This window comes from Citrobacter sp. wls706, assembly GCF_005281305.1.
Taxonomy (GTDB): Bacteria; Pseudomonadota; Gammaproteobacteria; order Enterobacterales; family Enterobacteriaceae; genus Citrobacter; species Citrobacter werkmanii.
On sequence record NZ_SZXG01000031.1, the window covers coordinates 1 to 19,668 of the forward strand.

Sequence of the window (19,668 nt, forward strand, 5' to 3'; positions counted from 1 at the left end):
AAGGCCGGGAGAGCCAGCATGGATGCTGGATCAGGGCGCGCTTTGCAGGGATGCTACCTCGCGCCCGGCCCGGTCGTCTGGAGGAATAAACGGAGGGGACCGCGGAGCGGCAATTTTCCCGCCGGGAGGTCATCGCTTCAACGCTCTGACTTTCAGTAAAATCTTTTTTGCTGTTCAACATATTCAAATAAAAACACAGGAGGTCAGGTGTGGCTGGTCCGGCTGAAAATTGCCGACGTGTTTCCGTAAGGCCGGGAGAGCCAGCATGGATGCTGGATCAGGGCGCGCTTTGCAGGGATGCTACCTCGCGCCCGGCCCGGTCGTCTGGAGGAATAAACGGAGGGGACCGCGGAGCGGCAATTTTCCCGCCGGGAGCCGGGATTGTAAAGGGCGTGGCGGAGAACGCCCTTTACACGTTCACAGGAATCGGTGTTTCAGAGAAACGATGTACATGAGGTGAACGGAATCCTTTCTCTGAAATAGCATGTTCATTACCTTCGTGAATACAGGTTGATGCTTTCTGATACAGAGGCGTTAACTTAATGACATTGCCGCATGTGGGGGGCTTTTATTACCTACGCTGCAAGCTCGCTATAACCATTACCTGCCTAACCTTTTACATTCAGTCATCATTCTCAAAACATTCTGCTTGAGTTTTTCTTTCCTGTAATGATAATCACTATCACTGTAATTTACTTTTCTTTGCATCAATTGACTGAGAATAACGTTTAAGGGTTCTTCGCATGTTTGTTCCATTTCTAATTATGTTGCGTGAAGGGTTAGAGGCCGCGCTGATTGTCAGCCTGATTGCCAGCTACCTGAAACGGACTCAGCGTGGTCGTTGGATTGGTGTGATGTGGATTGGTGTTTTGCTGGCGGCGGCGTTATGCCTGGCGTTAGGGATTTTCATCAACGAAACCACCGGGGAATTTCCGCAAAAAGAGCAGGAGCTGTTCGAAGGCATCGTGGCGGTCATTGCTGTGGTGATCCTCACCTGGATGGTGTTCTGGATGCGTAAAGTTTCACGTAACGTCAAAGTCCAGCTTGAACAGGCTGTCGATAACGCGTTACAGCGCGGCAACCATCACGGCTGGGCTCTGGTGATGATGGTCTTTTTTGCCGTCGCCCGCGAGGGGCTGGAGTCGGTGTTCTTTCTGCTGGCGGCGTTTCAGCAGGATGTCGGCATCTGGCCGCCGCTGGGCGCGATGCTGGGGCTGGCAACCGCGGTGGTATTGGGTTATCTGATTTACCTCGGCGGTATTCGTCTTAATCTCGGGGCATTCTTCAAGTGGACCAGTCTGTTCATTTTGCTGGTGGCCGCCGGACTCGCTGCTGGGGCTATCCGCGCATTCCACGAAGCCGGATTATGGAATCATTTTCAGAATGTGGCATTTGACATCAGCAGCGTGCTTTCGACGCACTCGCTGTTTGGCACGTTGATGGAAGGAATCTTCGGCTATCAGGAGGCGCCAAGCGTGAGTGAAGTGGCTGTCTGGTTTATCTACCTGATTCCGGCATTAATTATATTTGCACTACCGCCGCGTTCAGGCACTACGGCATCGCGTACCGCACCTTAAAAAAAACGCGATGCAGAATACTTTTTAGTTACAACATACTTATTCAAAGGGCCAGGTTATGACGCTTCACTTTCGCCGTAGTGCGCTGCAGTTAGGTATTGCCGCGCTGTTTGCATCCGTTTTTTCTGCACAAGCCGCCGATATTCCGCAGGTGAAAGTCACGGTTAACGATAAACAGTGTGAGCCGATGACAATCACGGTTAACGCCGGGAAAACGCAGTTCATCATCCAGAACCACAGCCAGAAAGCGCTGGAGTGGGAGATCCTCAAAGGCGTTATGGTGGTTGAAGAGCGCGAAAACATTGCGCCGGGCTTTAGCCAGAAAATGACGGCCAACCTGCAGCCTGGCGAATATGATATGACCTGCGGTCTGTTGACCAACCCGAAAGGCAAATTGATCGTAAAAGGAAACGCTACAGCGGATGCCGCGCACAGTGATGCTCTGTTGAGCCTGGGCGGTGCGATTACCGAGTACAAAGCCTACGTGACGGCTGAAACCGCGCAATTGGTAGCGGGTACTAAAGCCTTCACCGATGCGATTAAAGCCGGTGATGTGGAAAAAGCAAAATCCCTGTATGCGCCAACGCGTCAGCACTACGAGCGTATTGAACCGATTGCTGAACTGTTCTCCGATCTCGATGGCAGCATCGATGCGCGGGAAGATGATTACGAACAAAAAGCCGCCGATCCGAAATTTACCGGCTTCCATCGTCTGGAAAAGGCGCTGTTTGGTGACAATTCCACCAAAGGTATGGAGAAGTACGCCGACCAGTTAAACCGCGATGTCCTTGAGCTGCAAACGCGTATTAGCGAGCTGGCCTTCCCACCGTCTAAAGTGGTGGGTGGCGCGGCTGGGCTGATCGAAGAAGTCGCAGCCAGCAAAATCAGTGGGGAAGAAGATCGCTACAGCCATACCGATCTGTGGGATTTCCAGGCCAACGTCGATGGCGCGCAGAAAATTGTCGATCTCCTGCGTCCGCAGTTACAAAAATCCAATGCTGAACTGCTGGCGAAGGTGGATGCGAACTTCAAAAAAGTCGATACCATTCTGAGCAAGTACCGTACCAAAGACGGTTTTGAAACCTATGACAAACTGACCGATGCCGATCGCAATGCGCTGAAAGGGCCAATCACGACGCTGGCGGAAGACTTGTCACAATTACGCGGTGTTCTGGGTCTGGATTAAGCACTATGCAGCAAGAAAATGAAAACGGCGTGAGCGAACCGTCACGCCGACGTTTGTTGAAAGGAATGGGCGCCTTGGGTGGCGCGCTGGCGTTGGTAGGTGGATGCCCGGTTGCCCATGCGCAAAATCCGCAAAGCGCGCCGGGAACGTTGTCTCCTGATGCTCGCAGTGAAGTGCAGCCGTTTTATGGTCAACATCAGGCGGGGATCCTGACGCCGCAACAGGCATCTATGATGCTGGTGGCGTTCGATGTTCTAGCCAGCGATAAGGCCGATCTTGAACGTCTGTTCCGGCTGCTAACCCGGCGATTTGCGTTTCTGACTACCGGTGGACCCGCGCCGGATACGCCGAATCCGCGGTTACCGCCGATGGATTCCGGTATCCTTGGCGCATACATTGCACCAGACAATCTGACGATCACGATGTCGGTCGGCTCCTCGCTGTTTGATGAGCGTTTTGGCCTGAAACCGCAGATGCCGAAAAAGCTGCAAAAAATGACGCGCTTCCCGAATGATTCTTTGGATGCAGCGCTGTGCCATGGCGATCTGCTGTTGCAGATTTGCGCCAACACGCAGGATACAGTCATCCATGCGCTGCGCGATATCATCAAACATACGCCCGATCTGCTCAGCGTTCGCTGGAAACGTGAAGGATTTATTTCCGATCACGCCGCGCGCAGTAAAGGGAAAGAGACCCCGGTCAACTTGCTTGGCTTTAAGGACGGTACCGCGAACCCGGACGCTACAGATGTGAAGCTGATGCAAAACGTGGTGTGGGTTACGGACGGGCAGGGCGAACCTGCGTGGGCGCAAGGTGGCAGCTATCAGGCCGTGCGGCTCATTCAGTTCCGCGTGGAGTTTTGGGATCGCACGCCGCTGAAAGAGCAGCAAACGATTTTTGGTCGCAATAAACACACCGGTGCGCCGCTGGGTATGCAGCATGAGCACGATGTGCCTGACTATGCCAGCGATCCAGAAGGTGAGGTGATTGCACTCGACAGCCATATCCGTCTGGCAAACCCGCGTACGAAGGAGACCGAGTCCAGCCTGATGATGCGTCGCGGTTACAGTTATTCGCTCGGCGTGACCAATTCCGGTCAACTTGATATGGGACTGTTGTTCGTCTGCTATCAGCACGATCTGGAAAAAGGTTTTCTGACGGTGCAAAAACGCCTGAACGGTGAAGCGCTTGAGGAGTATGTCAAACCAATTGGTGGCGGTTACTTCTTTGCGTTGCCGGGAGTTAAAACCGCAGATCATTATCTCGGACAGACCTTGCTCGAAGCTTGATACCTATGCCCCGCAGCGCGGCGGGGCATTTACTGACATCTTCATGAATGAACGAATTATTTTTTATGATCGGTCTGTGAATGAAATAATTTTGTCATCTCTCTGCAAGAGACTGTCTGTGGCGACAAGTCAAAATCAAGTTAATGGCAAGTAAAAATATTGTTGCATTAGCGAAAGATTATGATGTACTTATAAGTAACAGCGGTAGTTCCCGGCGGTGATAGTTGTTCACTATGGAGATCGCGAATGGAAAAGTCCTGTACTGGACACGTTTTTCACAGTAACAGCAGTACCTTACGCGGACGTTTCTCTTCCGGTAGCCACTTCGTCACCGCTAAATATCTCCCCCTTTCACTTTTTATCCTTGTAACTGACGCCCTGTACGGTGCGCGTAGCCGTGGGTGGCGTCTTATCCAAAAGCAAGCAATGGCTTACAAGGAAGCCAACCCTCAGATGTTCGTGCGCATAATCGTGCCGCCAACGGCGCGTGTGATGTATACCTACAACTCAAGGTGCTATCCATGGGAAGACAAAAAGCAGTGATCAAAGCTCGTCGCGAAGCAAAACGGGTGCTGAGGCGGGACTCGCGTAGCCATAAGCAACGTGAAGATGAATCGGTCACCTCGCTTGTGCAGATGGGCGGCGTAGAAGCGATCGGAATGGCGCGTGATAGTCGCGATGCCACGCCAATCACGGCGCGAAATGAGGCTCAGGCGCACTACCTGAATGCTATCGAGAGTAAACAGCTGATCTTCGCCACCGGTGAAGCAGGGTGTGGTAAAACCTGGATCAGCGCGGCAAAAGCAGCAGAGGCTCTGATCCATAAAGACGTGGACAGGATTATTGTAACCCGTCCGGTTCTGCAAGCTGATGAAGATCTCGGCTTCTTACCTGGAGATGTTTCCGAGAAGTTCGCTCCCTATTTCCGCCCGGTGTATGACGTGCTGGTGAAACGTCTGGGAGCCTCCTTTATGCAATATTGTCTGCGACCTGAGATTGGTAAGGTGGAAATCGCGCCGTTCGCCTATATGCGTGGACGTACATTTGAAAATGCCGTGGTCATTCTTGACGAGGCTCAGAATGTCACTGCTGCGCAAATGAAGATGTTTTTGACTCGCCTCGGGGAGAATGTGACGGTGATTGTGAATGGGGATGTAACCCAGTGCGATCTACCTGCGCACGTTCGCTCAGGGCTAAGCGACGCGCTGGCCCGTTTCGAAGAAGATGAAATGGTTGGGATCGTTCGTTTCAATAAAGATGATTGCGTTCGCTCGGCCCTCTGTCAGCGGACGCTCAACGCTTATAATTGATGAGTATGCCGTCTTCAAGGCCCGGGAAACCGGGCTTTGTTTTAGCGGTATTACAGAATATCTTTTAGGGCGGCAGTCGTCATGGTCGCTTCAAATGGAATCAACTCAACTTTCGCGACGCCAGCCTGCTGGAAGGGATCCAGGCTCAGATAGTGTTGTAGTTTTTCAGCATCATCACATTTTGCCAATATCACACCACCGGAACGTGGGATTTTGCGGCCTGATGCCAGGAATAAACCTTCCGCATAGCCTTTTTTCAGCCATTCTACGTGGGCGGGAAGTAGGCTATCGACTTCATTTAACGGTTTAATATAGGTTAAAACAACAACATAAGTAACACTCATTTTATTATCCCTGTATTTTAAACGTGTATTAACCTAGCATATAAGCAAAGAGAGAAAAGATTAATATCAGCACTGTCCTTCCTAAGTTTTAATATTAAAAATGCATATGCCGCATTTATGTATGTTAATTGAACACTTGTAGGGCGCGGATGAGTTGACGTGGTTGATGGCTGGCGAAAAAATGGCGGGAATCACTTTATCGGCGGGTTTTATTAATAATAATGAAACATGCGTGATGCGATAAATATTACGATAATGTTCCAGATCATAAGCGTTTTATATTTTTTAACATATTTGGCAAACTGAAACGCATACTTTCGCTATACTGTAGATCCTTGAATATTCTGCGCTCCCGAACTGGATCCGCCTTCTAATGCTTGAATTAAAAAATATTGCGTGCCTGCGGGATGAACGTCAACTCTTTTGCCGCCTATCATGTTCTATTCAGCCCGGCGAAGTTGTCCAAATATCGGGACCTAATGGGGCAGGAAAAACCTCTTTATTACAGCTACTAACGGGATTATCAACGCCGAGTGAAGGGCAGATTTTGTGGCAGGGTAAACCGCTGCATCGGATGCGTGACGACTGGCATCGTCAACTGTTGTGGCTTGGCCATCAGGTTGGCGTAAAAGGAGGGCTGACGGCGGAGGAAAATTTGCGTTTTTATCACCCGCAGGCGTCACTTGAGACGCGCTGGCAAGCGCTGGAGCAGGTCGGACTGGTCGGTTTTGAAGATGTTGCTGTGGCGCAGCTTTCTGCCGGGCAGCAGCGGCGCGTGGCGCTGGCCAGACTGTGGCTAAGCCGCACAACGTTCTGGATTTTAGATGAACCCTTTACTGCGTTGGACGTGGCCGGTGTGCAAAAACTGACCTCACGACTGGAACAGCATGTCGTCCAGGGCGGCGCGGTCATTCTGACAACCCATCAACCTTTACGGCCTCTGTGCGTCCCGTTGCGCACCATTACGCTCAATGAGTATGAGGCGGCTGTGGCATGATCGCGCAGATTTTCTGGCGCGACCTGCGCCTTGCCTTTCGTAACTTTGCCGAAATTATCAACCCGCTGTGGTTCTTCCTGATTATCGTCACGCTGTTTCCACTCAGTATTGGCCCTGAGCCACAGCTGCTGCGGCAAATTGCCCCCGGCATCGTCTGGGTAGCGGCGCTACTCTCCTCACTGCTGGCAATGGATCGGCTGTTTCGTGATGACTGGCTGGACGGTTCGTTGCAGCAGATGATGCTGATGCCAGTCCCGCTTTCGCTGGTGGTGCTGGCGAAAGTCGCCGCACACTGGGTGGTTTCCGGGCTACCGCTGTTAATCATCTCTCCGCTTATCGCCACGCTGTTTGGCCTCTCCGTTGCGGAGTGGCAAGTGCTGGCGCTTACGCTATTGTTGGGTGCGCCCACGCTCAGTTTTATTGGTGCGATTGGCGTCGGGCTGACCGTCGGATTGCGGCGCGGCGGCGTATTGCTCAGCCTGCTGGTGCTGCCGTTGATGATCCCTTTATTAATTTTTGCGACCGCCGCCGTGGGCGCGGCGCAGATGCTGCTGCCGGTTGACGGCTATCTGGCGATCCTCGGGGCCTTCCTGGCAGGAAGCGCCACCTTAAGTCCGTTCGCCACTGCAGCAGCGTTACGAATCAGCGTGCAATAACTCCCGTCATCTGCGGGAATATGAGGCAAAGAAAAAATGTGGAAAGCGTTACACCAACTCGCCATTCCAGAGCGGTTGTATAAGGTCTGCGGGCGGTTTATTCCGGCAATGGCTATCCTGAGCGCGCTGTTTCTGGTGGTGGGCTGTATCTGGGGCTTTGTCTACGCCCCAGCGGATTATCAGCAGGGCGAAAGCTATCGCATCATGTATCTGCATGTGCCCGCGGCTATCTGGTCGATGGGGATTTATGGCTCGATGGCGGTGACTGCCTTTGTGGGCCTGATTTGGCAAATGAAAATGGCGGACAATGCGGTGATGGCGATGGCGCTTCCCGGCGCTGTCTATACCTTCATCGCGCTGGTCACTGGTTCTGCCTGGGGCAAACCAATGTGGGGCACCTGGTGGGTGTGGGATGCGCGTCTGACTTCCGAGCTGGTGCTGCTGTTCTTATATGTCGGCGTGATTGGCTTGTATCACGCCTTTGATGACCGCCGCCTGGCCGGGCGCGCCGCCGGGATCCTCGTTCTGGTCGGGGTGGTCAATTTGCCGATTATTCATTTTTCCGTTGAATGGTGGAACACCCTGCATCAGGGGTCGACCAATATGCAGAAAACCATCGACCCATCTATGCGTATGCCGTTGCGTTTAACGATTTTCGGCTTCTTATTCCTTTTTATTACTCTGACATTAATGCGTATGCGTAATTTGATTCTGCTGCAGGAACGTCGCCGCCCATGGGTGGCGCAGCTGGTTTCCGGGCGCAAAAACGAGGTTAATTCATGACGAGCGCTTTCCACTCCTGGAGTGATTTCTGGCAGATGGGCGGCTACGCCTTTTATGTCTGGCTGGCAGTTGCCGTGACGGCGTTCTCGCTGCTGATTGTGGTCTGGCATGCATGCTGGCAGCGCAGGGCGCTGCTGGCTGACGTTCAGCGTCAGATGGCGCGCGAGCGCCGGATGCAGGCGGCGCGTAAAAAAGGAGAGGCGTTGTGAATCCGCGGCGTAAGGTACGACTCTGGCTTGCCTGTAGCGTGTTGGGAGGACTGGCGCTGACGGTCGGACTGGTGATGTATGCGCTCAGCGCCAATATCGATCTCTTCTATACGCCGGGGGAAATCATTTACGGCAAGCGGGAAAATGGCCAGAAGCCGGAGCCGGGACAGCGCCTGCGCATTGGCGGCATGGTGATGCCCGGCAGCGTGAAGCGTGACGATAAAACGCTGGACGTGACCTTTAAGCTCTACGATGCGCGCGGCGTGGTAGAGGTGAGCTATACAGGGATCCTGCCAGCGCTGTTCAGAGAAGGGCAGGGTGTGGTGGCACAGGGAACGCTGCAAGACGGCACCCATATCCGTGCCAAAGAGGTGTTGGCGAAACACGATGAAAACTATACCCCTCCGGAGATTAAAGAGGCGATGGACGAAAATCATCACCCTGCCGGAAATCAACAAGGAGCCGCGCAATGATCCCTGAAATTGGGCATTTTCTGCTGTGCCTGGCGCTGGGTATTTCCTGCCTGCTCGGGCTGTATCCGACCTGGGGTGCGATGCGCCAGGATACGCGGATGATGGCACTGGCGAAACCGCTGTCATTCGCCATGTTTGCGGCGATCCTCGGGTCATTCCTGATACTGGTTTACGCTTTTGTGGTGAATGATTTCACCGTTCAGTATGTCGCCAGCAACTCGAATACGCTGCTGCCGGTATGGTATCGCGTGGCGGCTACCTGGGGGGCGCACGAAGGGTCGCTGCTGCTTTGGGTGCTCCTGATGAGCGGCTGGACCTTTGCAGTGGCGGCGCTGAGCCGCAACATTCCCCTGGAAGCATCATCCCGCGTGCTGGCGGTGATGGGGATGATCTCCTTTTGCTTTCTGGTGTTCATCCTGCTGACCTCGAACCCGTTTGTGCGCACGCTGCCGGACTTTCCGATCGAAGGCCGCGACCTGAATCCGATGCTGCAGGATATTGGACTGATTTTTCATCCACCGATGTTGTACATGGGTTACGTGGGCTTTTCCGTCGCCTTTGCTTTTGCCATCGCTTCGCTCATGACCGGGCGTCTGGACAGCGCCTGGGCGCGCTGGTCGCGTCCGTGGACGCTGGCGGCGTGGAGCTTCCTGACGGTGGGCATCGTGTTGGGTTCTGCCTGGGCATACTACGAGCTGGGCTGGGGCGGTTGGTGGTTCTGGGATCCAGTCGAAAATGCCTCGCTGATGCCGTGGCTGGCCGGAACGGCACTGATTCACTCACTGTCTGTAACGGAGAAGCGGGGTAGCTTCAAATCCTGGACCGTGCTGCTGGCAATCCTCGCCTTCTCGCTCTGCCTGCTTGGCACCTTCCTGGTGCGTTCCGGGGTACTCATTTCTGTGCACTCATTCGCCTCTGATCCGACGCGCGGCCTGTTTATTTTGGCGCTGCTGGTGATCACCATCGGCGGTTCGCTGCTGTTGTTTGCCATTAAAGGCGGGAAGGTGCGCTCTCGGGTACGGCATGAACTGTGGTCGCGCGAGTCGATGCTGTTGGGGAATAACGTCCTGCTGATCGCCGCGATGTTGGTGGTGCTGTTGGGCACACTACTGCCGCTGATTCATAAATTATTGGGGCTGGGTAGTATCTCAATCGGTGAACCATTCTTTAATTCGCTGTTTATCGTGCTGATGATTCCCTTCTCGCTGTTGCTGGGGATTGGGCCGCTGGTACGCTGGCGGCGCGATGAATTGCATAAGCTGCGTAAGCGGCTGCTGGTTGCGGCGCTGGTGTCGATTGTGCTGGCAGTGGTGCTGCCGTGGCTGATGCAGGACCGTATTAAGGCGATGACCGTGCTTGGTCTGCTGATGTCGCTGTGGGCGTTGGTTCTGACAGTGATGGAGGTCGTGGAACGCGCTACCGATCGCCATACCTTCTGGCGTGGGCTAACTCGCCTGGGACGCAGCCACTGGGGGATGGTGGCTGGGCATGTCGGGCTGGTGGTGACGGTGATTGGCATCGCCTTTAGCCAGAACTATAGCATTGAGCGCGATGTGCGTATGAAGCCGGGTGATAGCGCCGATATTCATCAATATCACTTTGTCTTCCGCGACGTTCAGGACATTACCGGCCCGAACTATTTTGGCGGCGAAGCGGTGATTGACGTCTCGCAGGACGGACGACACATCAGCACCCTGCGGGCAGAAAAACGCGTCTACAGCAGCAGCCGGATGGAGATGACCGAGGCCGCCATCGACGGCGGGCTGGTGCGCGATCTGTATGCCGCGCTGGGTGAAGAACTGGATGATGGCAGTTGGGCGGTGCGCCTGTACTACAAACCGTTTGTTCGCTGGATCTGGTTTGGCGGAATGTTAATGGCGCTTGGCGGCGTATTATGCATTCTGGACCCGCGCTACCGCTTGCGTAAATCGCTGCCGGAGAACGCACAATGAACCGCAAAGTCCTTTATCTGCCGCTGGTTATCTTTCTGGTTCTGGTGGCGGCGCTGATGTGGCAACTGCTGCGCAATAGCGACGGCGATGACCCAACGGCGCTGGAGTCGGCGCTGGTTGGCAAACCGCTCCCCGCGTTTCATCTGGCATCGCTGGAGAAGCCTGATGTGATGCTGGACGCGTCCAGTATTATCAACGGGAAGCCGGTGCTGCTTAACGTCTGGGCGACCTGGTGCCCAACCTGCCGCGCGGAGCACCAATACCTGCGTTCCCTTGCGGCGCAGGGCATTCGCATCGTGGGCATTAACTATAAAGACGATCGCCAGAAGGCGCTGGACTGGCTGCACGAGCTGGGTAATCCGTACGCGCAGGGAGTGTTTGATGGTGACGGTATGCTGGGATTGGATCTCGGTGTCTACGGTGCGCCGGAAACCTTCCTTATCGATGGCAAAGGCATTATTCGCTATCGCCATGCGGGCGATCTGAACGAACAGGTATGGCAGCAGGAAATTCTGCCGTTGTGGAATAAATACAGTCGGGAGGGCAGCGCGTGAGATTTTTGCTAATGACGTTGCTGACAGCGTTGCTATCGTTTCAGGCGCTGGCGGCGATTGACACTTATCCGTTTAAAAATGAGGCTCAGGAGCAGCAGTTCCGCCAACTGACCGCGCAACTGCGCTGCCCGAAATGCCAAAACAACAGTATTGCCGACTCCAATTCGATGATTGCCGCCGATATGCGTAAAAAAGTCTGGCAACTGATGGAGGAGGGGCAAAGCAATCAGCAAATTACCGATTATATGGTGGCGCGCTACGGTAACTTCGTCACCTATGAACCGCCGGTAACGTTGGCTACGCTGATCCTCTGGCTGCTCCCCGCCTGTTTTGTTCTGGGCGGCGCGCTGGTCATTTTCCGTTTAAGCCGTCGCCCGCGGGCCGCGCAGGAAACGGAACTCAGTCCGCATGAGCAGGCGCGTTTGCAAGCGCTTCTCGATGAAAACAAAAGGACCCTGAAATGATCGTCGCTTTTCTCATCATGATAATTTTACTGCTGGGGACGGCGGCATTGCTGTTCATTCCCTGGTCAGGCAGACAGCGCGTTGATCGTAACACGATGAATCATATGATTTTTCGTGCGCGTCTTCAGGAGCTTGATGAAGACATTTCTCCGGTAAATGCGGCTCAGCAACAGCAGTTGGTTGACGATTTACGCTTGAATTTATTGGAAGATTTGCCTGAGTCGCCAAAAACGGATAACAAAAATAGTAGCTATTGGGTGTATATTCTCGGGGTTATTATACTAACCTCTTTATGCGTAGGGGTATTCGTCCGAACGAGTTACGTCCCCCGTGTAATTGAGTGGCAGCAGGTCGTGCAACAAACGCCGCAACTGATGCAGCGCGTGATGGATCCCCAGGGGAAACCGCTGTCGGAAGAAGAGCTGTTTCGCCTGGCGCTGGGGCTACGTACCCGTCTGCAACAATATCCGGCAGACCAGCTAAGCTGGACGATGCTCGGCAGGCTACAACTGGTGCTGAACAACCCCGGGGCTGCGTTACAGGCGTTTGATAAAGCGCGACAGTTGGCGCCGGGAAATGCGGATGCGCAGCTGGGCTACACCGAAGCATTGCTGCACTCTACGGATCCGAATGATAGCCGTGAAGCCCAGCAGTTGCTTGATACGTTGCTCAAAAATAACCATAACGATGTACGGGTGCTCAGCCTTGTGGCGTTTAACGCCTTTGAGCATCAACAATATGATAAAGCGATAGCGGCATGGCAACTGATGCTGAAACTGTTACCGCCGGACGATAGCCAACGAGAGATCATTATTCGTAGTATCGACCGCGCGAAAAAAGAACAAATCGCTACACTGAAATAATCAAAATATATCAACATTTGCACGAAGGTTTGCTCGATTTGCAATGTGATACCACGCTGAAATTATCGGCTAATCAACCTCTGATGATTAGCCCGCAGAATCAAACTTCCATAAGCATTGTTGGATTAGAAGATGACGGTAATCGCTATAAATATTTTTATATAGCGATTGTCATGTGGCAAGGACTATTGCGTCTTTATTTTAGGAAAAGGGTTAAATAATAAGATGAGAAAACTTTCACTGGAACGTTCAGGTAGGCGAAAAATTATATTTATCGCCCTGCTGGTTGGGATCATTATTGGTGTCGTGCTGCTGGCGGGTACGGCAACTATCATGCATAAAACCAGCGATACCGAATTCTGCGTGTCGTGTCATACCATGCAACAACCTCTGGCGGAATATCAGGGCAGTGTGCATTTCCAGAACAATAAAGGTATTCGCGCCGAGTGTGCCGATTGCCACGTTCCCCACCAGCCGATCGATTATATGCTGACCAAAATTGGCGCCCTGAAAGATGTCTGGGGTGAAATGACCGGCAAAATCGATACCCCAGAAAAATACGAGGCGCATAAGCTCGCGATGGCCCAGAGCGTGTGGGATGGGTTGAAGAAGAACGACTCGGCAACCTGTCGTTCCTGCCACGACTACAAAGCGATGGATATTCTGGCGCAAACCCCTGAAGCCCGTAAGCAGCACCCGGTGGCGATCAAAGAGGGTCAAACCTGTATCGATTGTCATAAAGGCGTCGCGCACATTCTGCCGAACATGAGTGGCCTGGCGGCAGCAGGGGCGAGCGAACTGGCGAATGCGGCAGCGAAAACGCCGGCAACGGCGACCACGCTGTACACCATTCAAACCCAACCGTTCTGGCTCAGTGAGAAAACCGCCGATCATAACGATGGTAACCTGATGGCTTCCACCGAAGTGCAGGTAGTGAAACGTGACGGTGATATGGTCCTGGCTGATGTCAAAGGCTGGCAGCAGGATGGCGTCACCGAGGCATTCTACGCCGCGCGTGGTAAACGCATCATGAGCGCCCTGCTGGGCGAGGAAGCGCGTAAAGCGCTGAAAGTGAACAGTACGGTAACCGATGAAGAGACGAAACAGGTCTGGCATGAAGTCGATCTGCAGGTCTGGCTGCCGGCGAAAAGTCTGATTGGCGATCAACAAAAAATCTGGAGCTACGCTTCCGATCTCATGGCTAACAACTGTACCGGTTGCCACGGTCTTACCGAGTTGAATCGCTTTAATGCCAACCAGTGGATTGGGGTGGTTAAAGGCATGTCCGGTCGTACGTCGCTGACGCAGGAACAGGTTCGTCTTCTGACCCAGTACGTACAAAAACACGCGAGCGACATGCCCGCAGCAGCCGATCAGGACAAAAAATAAGGAGCCATGATGAAAAAGAATAATGACCATGACATGGCGGAGCAGAGCCAGGAAGCAGGTATGAATCTGACTCGTCGCCGTTTTCTGGCCGGTGCCGGAGCTTTAATGGCGGCACCTCTGCTGGCGGGAATGTGGCCACGCTCGGCGCTGGCCGAAGCGATAAGCCAGGCGCTGCCGCAGTTTGTAGCGCTGCGCCAGGCGGAAAGCGGCATTCTGACCGGTGCCCACTGGGGCGCGTTTGAAGCGATCGTCCGTGATGGCAAAATGGTTGACGTTCGCCCGGTGAAAGACGATCCGTATCCGAACGAACTGATTACCATGGCACCCTATCAGGTGTATGCCGAAAACCGCATTAAGTACCCGATGGTGCGTAAAAGCTGGCTGGAAGGCGGCGCGAAAGACTGTAAACCTGAGCTGCGTGGCCGCGATGAGTGGGTGCGCGTGAGCTGGGATAAGGCGCTGCATCTGGTGGCCGGTGAAATCAGCCGTCTGCAGAAAGAGCACGGACCGTCCTCTATCTATGCGGGCTCTTATGGCTGGAAAAGCGTGGGGATGTTCCACAACCCAAGAACGCTACTGCAGCGCATGATGAACCTGGCAGGCGGTTTTGTCGGCTACTCCGGCGACTATTCGACCGGTGCCGCACAGGTAATAATGCCGCATGTAGTGGGCTCTGTTGAGGTTTATGAGCAGCAGACCGCATGGCCGAACGTCATTGAAAACACCGAGCTGGTGGTGATGATTGGCTGTAACCCTATGATCACGCTTAAAAACAGCTGGAACCTGCCGGATCACGTCAGCCAGACTGGTTTTGAAGCGCTGAAGAAAAAAGGCACCCGGATGATCTGTATCGATCCGGTGCACAGCGACAGCGCCCGTATGCTGGGTGCCGAGTGGATTGGCCCGCACAGCTATACCGACTGTGCGCTGATGGCGGGGATTGCCCATACGCTATTGGTGGAAAAACTACATAACGCTGACTTCCTGAAAACCTATACCGTCGGCTTCGATAAGTTTGAAGCCTACCTGACCGGTGAGGACGACGGTATTGTGAAAGACGCCAATTGGGCGGCGGACATCAGCGGTGTTGATGCCGAGGTGATCAAACAGCTGGCGCGCGATATGGCAAAACACCGCACCATGATCATGGGCGGTTGGGGCATTCAGCGCCAGCACCACGGTGAACAGGCGCACTGGATGATGGTGACGCTGGCGTCGATGCTGGGGCAGATTGGCCTGCCTGGCGGCGGCTTCGGCTTTAGCTATCACTACTCTTCTGGCGGTAGCCCGACCGCGCGCGGCGGCATTCTCGCTGGGATCTCGGCGGGTAGCCCAACCTCTCCGGCGGCAAAAGATATTACACCGTTCCCAGTGGCGCGCATTGCCGATGCGCTGGCGAACCCTGGCAAGACCATTGATTATAACGGCACGAAAGTGACCTACCCGGATATTAAAATGGTCTACGTGGCGGGGGGGAATACCTTCCACCAGCATCAGGATACCAATAACCTGGTCAAAGCCTGGCAGAACCCGGAGACCGTGGTCGTCAACGAACCTTACTGGACGGCAACGGCCAAACATGCCGACATCGTGCTGCCGGTCACCACGACCTATGAACGTAATGACCTGGACATGGGCGGCGACTACTCGCAGCTCTACGTCTTCCCGCTACGCCAGTGTGTGCCGCCACAGCATGAAGCGAAAAATGACTTTGACGTCTTTGCCGGTATTGCCGAGATCCTCGGCGTACACGACGCCTTTACCGAAGGTAAAGATGAGATGTTATGGTTAAAAGGCATGTATGACGACATGAAAGCCCAGGCGCGTAACGCACGCGTGGCGCTGCCGCCGTTTGATATGTTCTGGGCGTCCAACAACTACATTCGCTTCCCGATTCCGGAAGAGAATAAACAGTGGGTACGCTTTGCTGATTTCCGCGAGAATCCGCTGCTTAATCCGCTGGGTACGCCGTCCGGCAAAATCGAAATCTATTCTGATGCCATTGCCAAAATGGGCTACGAGGACTGTAAAGCGATCCCAACCTGGATGCCGCCTCACGAGTGGTATCGCGGGCCGGAAGCAGCGAAATACCCACTGTCGCTGAATACCGGTCACCCGATTAACCGTCTACACTCTCAGCTCGACAACACGCCGCTGCGTAAGAAGTATGCGGTAGCCGACCGTGAGGCTATCTGGATCCATCCGAAGGATGCGGCCGCGCGTGGTATTAGTGCGGGCGATCTGGTTCGTGCCTTTAACGATCGCGGGCAGATCCTGGTAGGGGCGGTGATCACTGATAACGTCCGTGAAGGGGTGGTGCGAATCAGCGAAGGGGCGTGGTTTGACCCGGCCGATCCGTCACAGCCTGGTTCGCTGTGTAAGAACGGTAACGTCAACTGTCTGACCTTTGACGTCGGTTCCTCCAGCCTGGCGCAGGGGAACTGCGGGCAGATGTCACAGTTGCAGATCGAGAAATATACCGGACCGGTGCTGCAAAACACCGCGCATAATGTGCCTGTAGGCGCATAATCGACAGCCGGTCATAACGAACGGCCCCTCTTGCCAGTGGTGAGAGGGGCCGTTTCTTTACCGTGCTGCGTTTAATCCTGGCTGTATACAGTTGCTGAACCCCGGTCGGGGCTTCTCACCCCTCCGCAGGCGTGCAATATGCGAAAAAAAAGCCCGTACTTGCATACGAGCTCTTCTTTGAATATGGCGGTGAGGGGGGCTGCCATATTTATGTCTGAATAAGGTTCAGTAGGTGTATATTCGCCAATGCCAGGCAAGGTACAGAATAAAAAACATCATGCTGCGCTGCCATATGGCGAGATGGGGATGTTTATGACAGAACTTCGTACAAGAACGGGGATTTTAGCCCGCGCTCTGGAGTTCTCTATCCTGACTGTTGCCCGTTCAGGGGAAATTCGTGGTGCTGAATGGGATGAAATTGATTTGAAGGCCAAAACGTGGATTATCCCGGCAGAAAGGATGAAAGCAAATAAAGAGCATAGTGTTCCGTTATCTGACGCTGCGGTGGCGCTGTTAAAGGCGCTTCCACGCTTTAAGGGTAATAATCTTGTCTTTCCGGAATGCCAGGTCTCACCATCCGGCAGTGCCTGTCGTAATACTTCTCCGTGATTACCGTAATGCCAGTGGCAATGTCGCCCCTGCGGATCGGTCATCTCCCGCAGGCTGCCGTGTTCATCGTAGTGGAACAGCCAGGTTTTATTACCCGGCCCACTGTTCCACAATATTGCCAACCGGGCTGTAGCTTTGTCCGTGCTGAAAACCAGCCCCGCTGTGGCGTGTTGTTTCCCGGCCCAGCGCGTCGTGGCTGAATAACAGGGATTAGATGTGCTCGGTCCGCCAAAGCTATAATGTTTAGTCTTACCCCATACGCTCAAATAGTGAATATTACATGAAACTATTATTTAATATTATTAAACTCTATCAATAGTATAATTAGAAGCTAATAATTCTATATAACTATCATTTCCTGTAATAATGTAATGTTTAAGTCCTAATCTATTTATTGGGTCGTAGGTGTGTTTTTTTTCTTTCAAAGAATCAGAATTAATTACTTCATAAAACCCAGATTCCATTATATTCTTATTGGGAATTATATGGAATTCATTATGATTTGATTCATAAAAATTCATTGTTATACATTTCACCTCGGCTACAGTATAGAAATTCATTTCTACTTTAAAATAGCTATTGTTGTCATTTTTATTTGATTCTATACAGTCTAATGTGATTTTAACCGTCCCTGGCTCTAGATAATTTAATTGAAGGTATGTTGTTGAAATTCTAAAGTTAATTAATTTGGGTTCTAATGTGAGCATTTAAAATACCTCTGCCATCATGGGCAACTGGTTATGGTTTCAATGATTCCTGTACCATCTTTATTATTAGTGATATTAATGGCCTTAGATGGCTCTCTCTGTCCACTCATCAGCGCCTGCAATTATTGCACAGACTGTGAGAAATAATATATCGGATAATTTATGTTTAACCTTTCCTATTGCCGTGTATCTGGAATAACAGAAATATAATCAAGCAAACTGAATACTCATCTGGCGTCCTTTTTATCTTTTGAGAGATTCCGTTGCTTAAATTTTAATCATTTGAGGGCGCTATAACCAGACTGAAAATTGTGATATACATCACGATTTTCGCGGTATTTCCCTGACGCTAAATCGGCGTCACCCCCTTTTGTTATATGAGGCAATGTAAGATGCTGCACATAATGTGTAAGCTTTATTTAATTCGATGTTTTCTCTAATTGTTATCACATTCACTGTGCCTAATATTTTAAATACTCTTTTAGTAACTGTTTGATATCATAGTCGCCATAAGGAGATAAATCTGGTATGGTCTTTGCCTCTTCTGATGTTATAGGTGTTTCATTTCCCCATATGTCAACTTTTTTACACCACTTATCAATGCCATATGTGAAATATATATGCTCTAGGTGGGTTGGTGTATAGTTATTTTGATGGCCTATAATCCGATAATCACTTTCATTATAAATTTTTCTGTCAAATAGGCCATAAGTGTCAATTACGATTGGTGAAAAGAGCCTTTCTGAACTATTGATAGTCTGTTCGTCTATGCTTGGCTGGTTTGAACTATAATTAAAAATTTCAACAAAATGCCCTGTCATTATTTTTGATATTATCCGCCCGAAAAAATATCTCTCTTCATTTTGTTGAAAGCAGAATATGTCACCGGGTTTAATGAAACGAAGCATTGTTCTTGGTTTTTTATTCCAACCCCAAAATTTAAAGTTACTCATGGACATGTATCCTTTTTACTGTTATAAGCATTTTTGAATGCTTTAGCTCTTGGGTCTATACGTAACTTATTGAATGAATTTATTTTGTTTCCTCTATTTGTTTCTGATACGGCTTTATTCCAAATGCCAGTTTTAGTCCATACTTCTCTATGTAATACTGTTCATATCCTCTTGCATTTCCATAGGTTACATTTGAATCCAAAACTTTCATTTTTGCACCTTTCGTTAATCGACCAGTACTGATATGTTCTGCGGTTCTTCGATCAACATCATTTGTAATGCCGATATAATATGGTTCAGTTGCTCCTTGGTCAAATAATCCATAAACATTATAACCTGCTGCGTTAACTGAAACTAAGCCGAAAGGATCAATCCAGCTTAATGGATTATGAATATATCCGTATGGCCTTATTCCTCCCTTCAGCCCTGAGGGGGCAGGCGAAACATATCATCCCGTCTCTGCATCATAGTGCCGGAGCCAATTATAGCGTAATCCAAAATCCGGGAAGGTAAGAAGATCTTTCCCGGCTTTTCGTTTAGTTATTTTTTGATGACAGTAGGTCGGATGCGCGATTTAACTCATACTCTAAAACATCATCATCCCTTCTATAAGTCAACGCTCTTATCAAAAAAGGTGCAGCTTCTTGAAACGCTCCAATCTCAATAAGCAAATCCCCAAGGCATACTAATGATTTAACCAGTGTCACGGTATCTTTTTCACTCTCCGCCTGAGCAATAACACATCCCAATTTTTCACGGCCTTTATCCAACTTACCGTAATCTAACAATAAAAGTGCTTTTTGAAATTCAAGTTTGGCTTTCAT

Annotated in this window: 21 protein-coding genes and 2 pseudogenes; 17 read left to right on the forward strand and 6 right to left on the reverse strand. The window is 51.6% G+C overall.

Features of this window, described 5'->3' with window-relative positions; genetic code table 11:
- Positions 1-743 precede the first annotated feature (743 nt).
- From efeU to phoH, 5 genes are all read left to right on the forward strand, one after another.
- A complete protein-coding gene (efeU, locus tag FDW92_RS10565; RefSeq protein ID WP_042309404.1) occupies positions 744-1,577 on the forward strand; it encodes an iron uptake transporter permease EfeU in 834 nt (277 codons plus the stop codon).
- Between the two features lie 58 nt (positions 1,578-1,635).
- On the forward strand, positions 1,636-2,763 hold the full coding sequence (efeO, locus tag FDW92_RS10570; RefSeq protein WP_042309402.1) for an iron uptake system protein EfeO: 1,128 nt from the start codon (positions 1,636-1,638) through the stop codon (positions 2,761-2,763).
- Positions 2,764-2,768: 5 nt separating this feature from the next.
- The gene (gene efeB / locus FDW92_RS10575) at positions 2,769-4,052 is read left to right on the forward strand and encodes an iron uptake transporter deferrochelatase/peroxidase subunit (protein ID WP_042309400.1); all 1,284 of its coding nucleotides are present in this window, start codon (positions 2,769-2,771) and stop codon (positions 4,050-4,052) included.
- A 246-nt stretch (positions 4,053-4,298) separates the two neighbouring features.
- Entirely contained in the window at positions 4,299-4,595 is a 297-nt protein-coding gene (locus FDW92_RS23050) for a hypothetical protein (protein ID WP_042309399.1), read from the forward strand.
- Complete coding sequence (phoH, locus tag FDW92_RS10580) at positions 4,574-5,362, forward strand: phosphate starvation-inducible protein PhoH (protein ID WP_006685183.1); 789 nt, start codon at positions 4,574-4,576, stop codon at positions 5,360-5,362. Before FDW92_RS23050 ends, phoH begins: the two co-directional genes overlap by 22 nt.
- Before the next feature lie 50 nt (positions 5,363-5,412).
- Here phoH and FDW92_RS10585 read toward each other — a convergent pair whose 3' ends face one another.
- Positions 5,413-5,706 carry a YciI family protein gene (locus FDW92_RS10585; RefSeq protein ID WP_042309397.1) on the reverse strand — a complete coding sequence of 98 codons (294 nt, stop codon included), beginning with the start codon at positions 5,704-5,706 and terminating at the stop codon, positions 5,413-5,415.
- Between the two features lie 373 nt (positions 5,707-6,079).
- On the opposite strand from FDW92_RS10585, the gene ccmA reads away from it, so the two are divergent.
- From ccmA to FDW92_RS10645, 12 genes and pseudogenes are all read left to right on the forward strand, one after another.
- Positions 6,080-6,703: a cytochrome c biogenesis heme-transporting ATPase CcmA gene (ccmA, locus tag FDW92_RS10590; RefSeq protein ID WP_042309396.1), complete on the forward strand. Its 624-nt coding sequence runs from the start codon at positions 6,080-6,082 to the stop codon at positions 6,701-6,703.
- Entirely contained in the window at positions 6,700-7,359 is a 660-nt protein-coding gene (gene ccmB / locus FDW92_RS10595) for a heme exporter protein CcmB (RefSeq protein ID WP_042309395.1), read from the forward strand. Before ccmA ends, ccmB begins: the two co-directional genes overlap by 4 nt.
- A gap of 36 nt (positions 7,360-7,395) precedes the next feature.
- Entirely contained in the window at positions 7,396-8,142 is a 747-nt protein-coding gene (locus FDW92_RS10600; RefSeq protein ID WP_042309394.1) for a heme ABC transporter permease, read from the forward strand.
- Positions 8,139-8,351 (forward strand): heme exporter protein CcmD, encoded by a 213-nt coding sequence (gene ccmD, locus FDW92_RS10605; protein WP_042309392.1) that lies wholly within the window; start codon positions 8,139-8,141, stop codon positions 8,349-8,351. Before FDW92_RS10600 ends, ccmD begins: the two co-directional genes overlap by 4 nt.
- Entirely contained in the window at positions 8,348-8,824 is a 477-nt protein-coding gene (gene ccmE / locus FDW92_RS10610) for a cytochrome c maturation protein CcmE (protein ID WP_042309391.1), read from the forward strand. The genes ccmD and ccmE overlap by 4 nt, the downstream gene beginning before the upstream one ends.
- Positions 8,821-10,776, forward strand: a complete 1,956-nt coding sequence (locus FDW92_RS10615) for a heme lyase CcmF/NrfE family subunit (RefSeq protein ID WP_042309389.1) — start codon at positions 8,821-8,823, stop codon at positions 10,774-10,776. Before ccmE ends, FDW92_RS10615 begins: the two co-directional genes overlap by 4 nt.
- A complete protein-coding gene (locus FDW92_RS10620; protein ID WP_042309387.1) occupies positions 10,773-11,330 on the forward strand; it encodes a DsbE family thiol:disulfide interchange protein in 558 nt (185 codons plus the stop codon). The genes FDW92_RS10615 and FDW92_RS10620 overlap by 4 nt, the downstream gene beginning before the upstream one ends.
- Positions 11,331-11,341: 11 nt before the next feature.
- Positions 11,342-11,794, forward strand: a complete 453-nt coding sequence (locus tag FDW92_RS10625) for a cytochrome c-type biogenesis protein (RefSeq protein WP_042309384.1) — start codon at positions 11,342-11,344, stop codon at positions 11,792-11,794.
- Positions 11,791-12,657: a c-type cytochrome biogenesis protein CcmI gene (ccmI, locus tag FDW92_RS10630; protein WP_042309383.1), complete on the forward strand. Its 867-nt coding sequence runs from the start codon at positions 11,791-11,793 to the stop codon at positions 12,655-12,657. The genes FDW92_RS10625 and ccmI overlap by 4 nt, the downstream gene beginning before the upstream one ends.
- 225 nt (positions 12,658-12,882) lie before the next feature.
- The gene (locus tag FDW92_RS10635) at positions 12,883-14,046 is read left to right on the forward strand and encodes a NapC/NirT family cytochrome c (RefSeq protein WP_061381814.1); all 1,164 of its coding nucleotides are present in this window, start codon (positions 12,883-12,885) and stop codon (positions 14,044-14,046) included.
- A 33-nt stretch (positions 14,047-14,079) separates the two neighbouring features.
- Positions 14,080-16,575 (forward strand): trimethylamine-N-oxide reductase TorA, encoded by a 2,496-nt coding sequence (gene torA, locus FDW92_RS10640; RefSeq protein ID WP_170976159.1) that lies wholly within the window; start codon positions 14,080-14,082, stop codon positions 16,573-16,575.
- Between the two features lie 243 nt (positions 16,576-16,818).
- Positions 16,819-17,133, forward strand: a pseudogene (locus FDW92_RS10645) (tyrosine-type recombinase/integrase); the annotation flags it as partial.
- Between the two features lie 353 nt (positions 17,134-17,486).
- Here FDW92_RS10645 and FDW92_RS10655 read toward each other — a convergent pair.
- The 5 genes and pseudogenes from FDW92_RS10655 to FDW92_RS10670 form a co-directional block, all read right to left on the reverse strand.
- A complete protein-coding gene (locus FDW92_RS10655; protein WP_042309304.1) occupies positions 17,487-17,891 on the reverse strand; it encodes a hypothetical protein in 405 nt (134 codons plus the stop codon).
- A gap of 96 nt (positions 17,892-17,987) precedes the next feature.
- A pseudogene (locus tag FDW92_RS10660) lies at positions 17,988-18,109 on the reverse strand (transposase family protein); the annotation flags it as partial.
- Between the two features lie 243 nt (positions 18,110-18,352).
- Positions 18,353-18,844, reverse strand: coding sequence for an immunity 26/phosphotriesterase HocA family protein (locus tag FDW92_RS10665; RefSeq protein WP_042309302.1), 492 nt, complete (start codon positions 18,842-18,844; stop codon positions 18,353-18,355).
- A 79-nt stretch (positions 18,845-18,923) separates the two neighbouring features.
- Positions 18,924-19,055 carry a hypothetical protein gene (locus FDW92_RS23300; RefSeq protein ID WP_263986845.1) on the reverse strand — a complete coding sequence of 44 codons (132 nt, stop codon included), beginning with the start codon at positions 19,053-19,055 and terminating at the stop codon, positions 18,924-18,926.
- 325 nt (positions 19,056-19,380) lie between these two features.
- Complete coding sequence (locus FDW92_RS10670; protein WP_042309300.1) at positions 19,381-19,668, reverse strand: hypothetical protein; 288 nt, start codon at positions 19,666-19,668, stop codon at positions 19,381-19,383.

What these genes read in the sequence shown, in the direction of transcription:
- phoH (WP_006685183.1), top strand. Translation starts at nt 4,574, where the DNA reads ATGGGAAGACAAAAAGCAGTGATCAAAGCTCGTCGCGAAGCAAAACGG.
- efeB (WP_042309400.1), top strand. Translation starts at nt 2,769, where the DNA reads ATGCAGCAAGAAAATGAAAACGGCGTGAGCGAACCGTCACGCCGACGT.
- efeO (WP_042309402.1), top strand. Translation starts at nt 1,636, where the DNA reads ATGACGCTTCACTTTCGCCGTAGTGCGCTGCAGTTAGGTATTGCCGCG.
- FDW92_RS10665 (WP_042309302.1), bottom strand. Translation starts at nt 18,844, where the DNA reads ATGAGTAACTTTAAATTTTGGGGTTGGAATAAAAAACCAAGAACAATG.
- FDW92_RS10585 (WP_042309397.1), bottom strand. Translation starts at nt 5,706, where the DNA reads ATGAGTGTTACTTATGTTGTTGTTTTAACCTATATTAAACCGTTAAAT.
- FDW92_RS23050 (WP_042309399.1), top strand. Translation starts at nt 4,299, where the DNA reads ATGGAAAAGTCCTGTACTGGACACGTTTTTCACAGTAACAGCAGTACC.
- FDW92_RS10635 (WP_061381814.1), top strand. Translation starts at nt 12,883, where the DNA reads ATGAGAAAACTTTCACTGGAACGTTCAGGTAGGCGAAAAATTATATTT.
- ccmB (WP_042309395.1), top strand. Translation starts at nt 6,700, where the DNA reads ATGATCGCGCAGATTTTCTGGCGCGACCTGCGCCTTGCCTTTCGTAAC.
- FDW92_RS10625 (WP_042309384.1), top strand. Translation starts at nt 11,342, where the DNA reads ATGACGTTGCTGACAGCGTTGCTATCGTTTCAGGCGCTGGCGGCGATT.
- efeU (WP_042309404.1), top strand. Translation starts at nt 744, where the DNA reads ATGTTTGTTCCATTTCTAATTATGTTGCGTGAAGGGTTAGAGGCCGCG.
- FDW92_RS10615 (WP_042309389.1), top strand. Translation starts at nt 8,821, where the DNA reads ATGATCCCTGAAATTGGGCATTTTCTGCTGTGCCTGGCGCTGGGTATT.
- FDW92_RS10655 (WP_042309304.1), bottom strand. Translation starts at nt 17,891, where the DNA reads ATGCTCACATTAGAACCCAAATTAATTAACTTTAGAATTTCAACAACA.
- torA (WP_170976159.1), top strand. Translation starts at nt 14,080, where the DNA reads ATGGCGGAGCAGAGCCAGGAAGCAGGTATGAATCTGACTCGTCGCCGT.
- FDW92_RS10600 (WP_042309394.1), top strand. Translation starts at nt 7,396, where the DNA reads ATGTGGAAAGCGTTACACCAACTCGCCATTCCAGAGCGGTTGTATAAG.
- ccmA (WP_042309396.1), top strand. Translation starts at nt 6,080, where the DNA reads ATGCTTGAATTAAAAAATATTGCGTGCCTGCGGGATGAACGTCAACTC.
- FDW92_RS23300 (WP_263986845.1), bottom strand. Translation starts at nt 19,055, where the DNA reads ATGAAAGTTTTGGATTCAAATGTAACCTATGGAAATGCAAGAGGATAT.
- FDW92_RS10670 (WP_042309300.1), bottom strand. Translation starts at nt 19,668, where the DNA reads ATGAAAGCCAAACTTGAATTTCAAAAAGCACTTTTATTGTTAGATTAC.
- ccmD (WP_042309392.1), top strand. Translation starts at nt 8,139, where the DNA reads ATGACGAGCGCTTTCCACTCCTGGAGTGATTTCTGGCAGATGGGCGGC.
- ccmI (WP_042309383.1), top strand. Translation starts at nt 11,791, where the DNA reads ATGATCGTCGCTTTTCTCATCATGATAATTTTACTGCTGGGGACGGCG.
- FDW92_RS10620 (WP_042309387.1), top strand. Translation starts at nt 10,773, where the DNA reads ATGAACCGCAAAGTCCTTTATCTGCCGCTGGTTATCTTTCTGGTTCTG.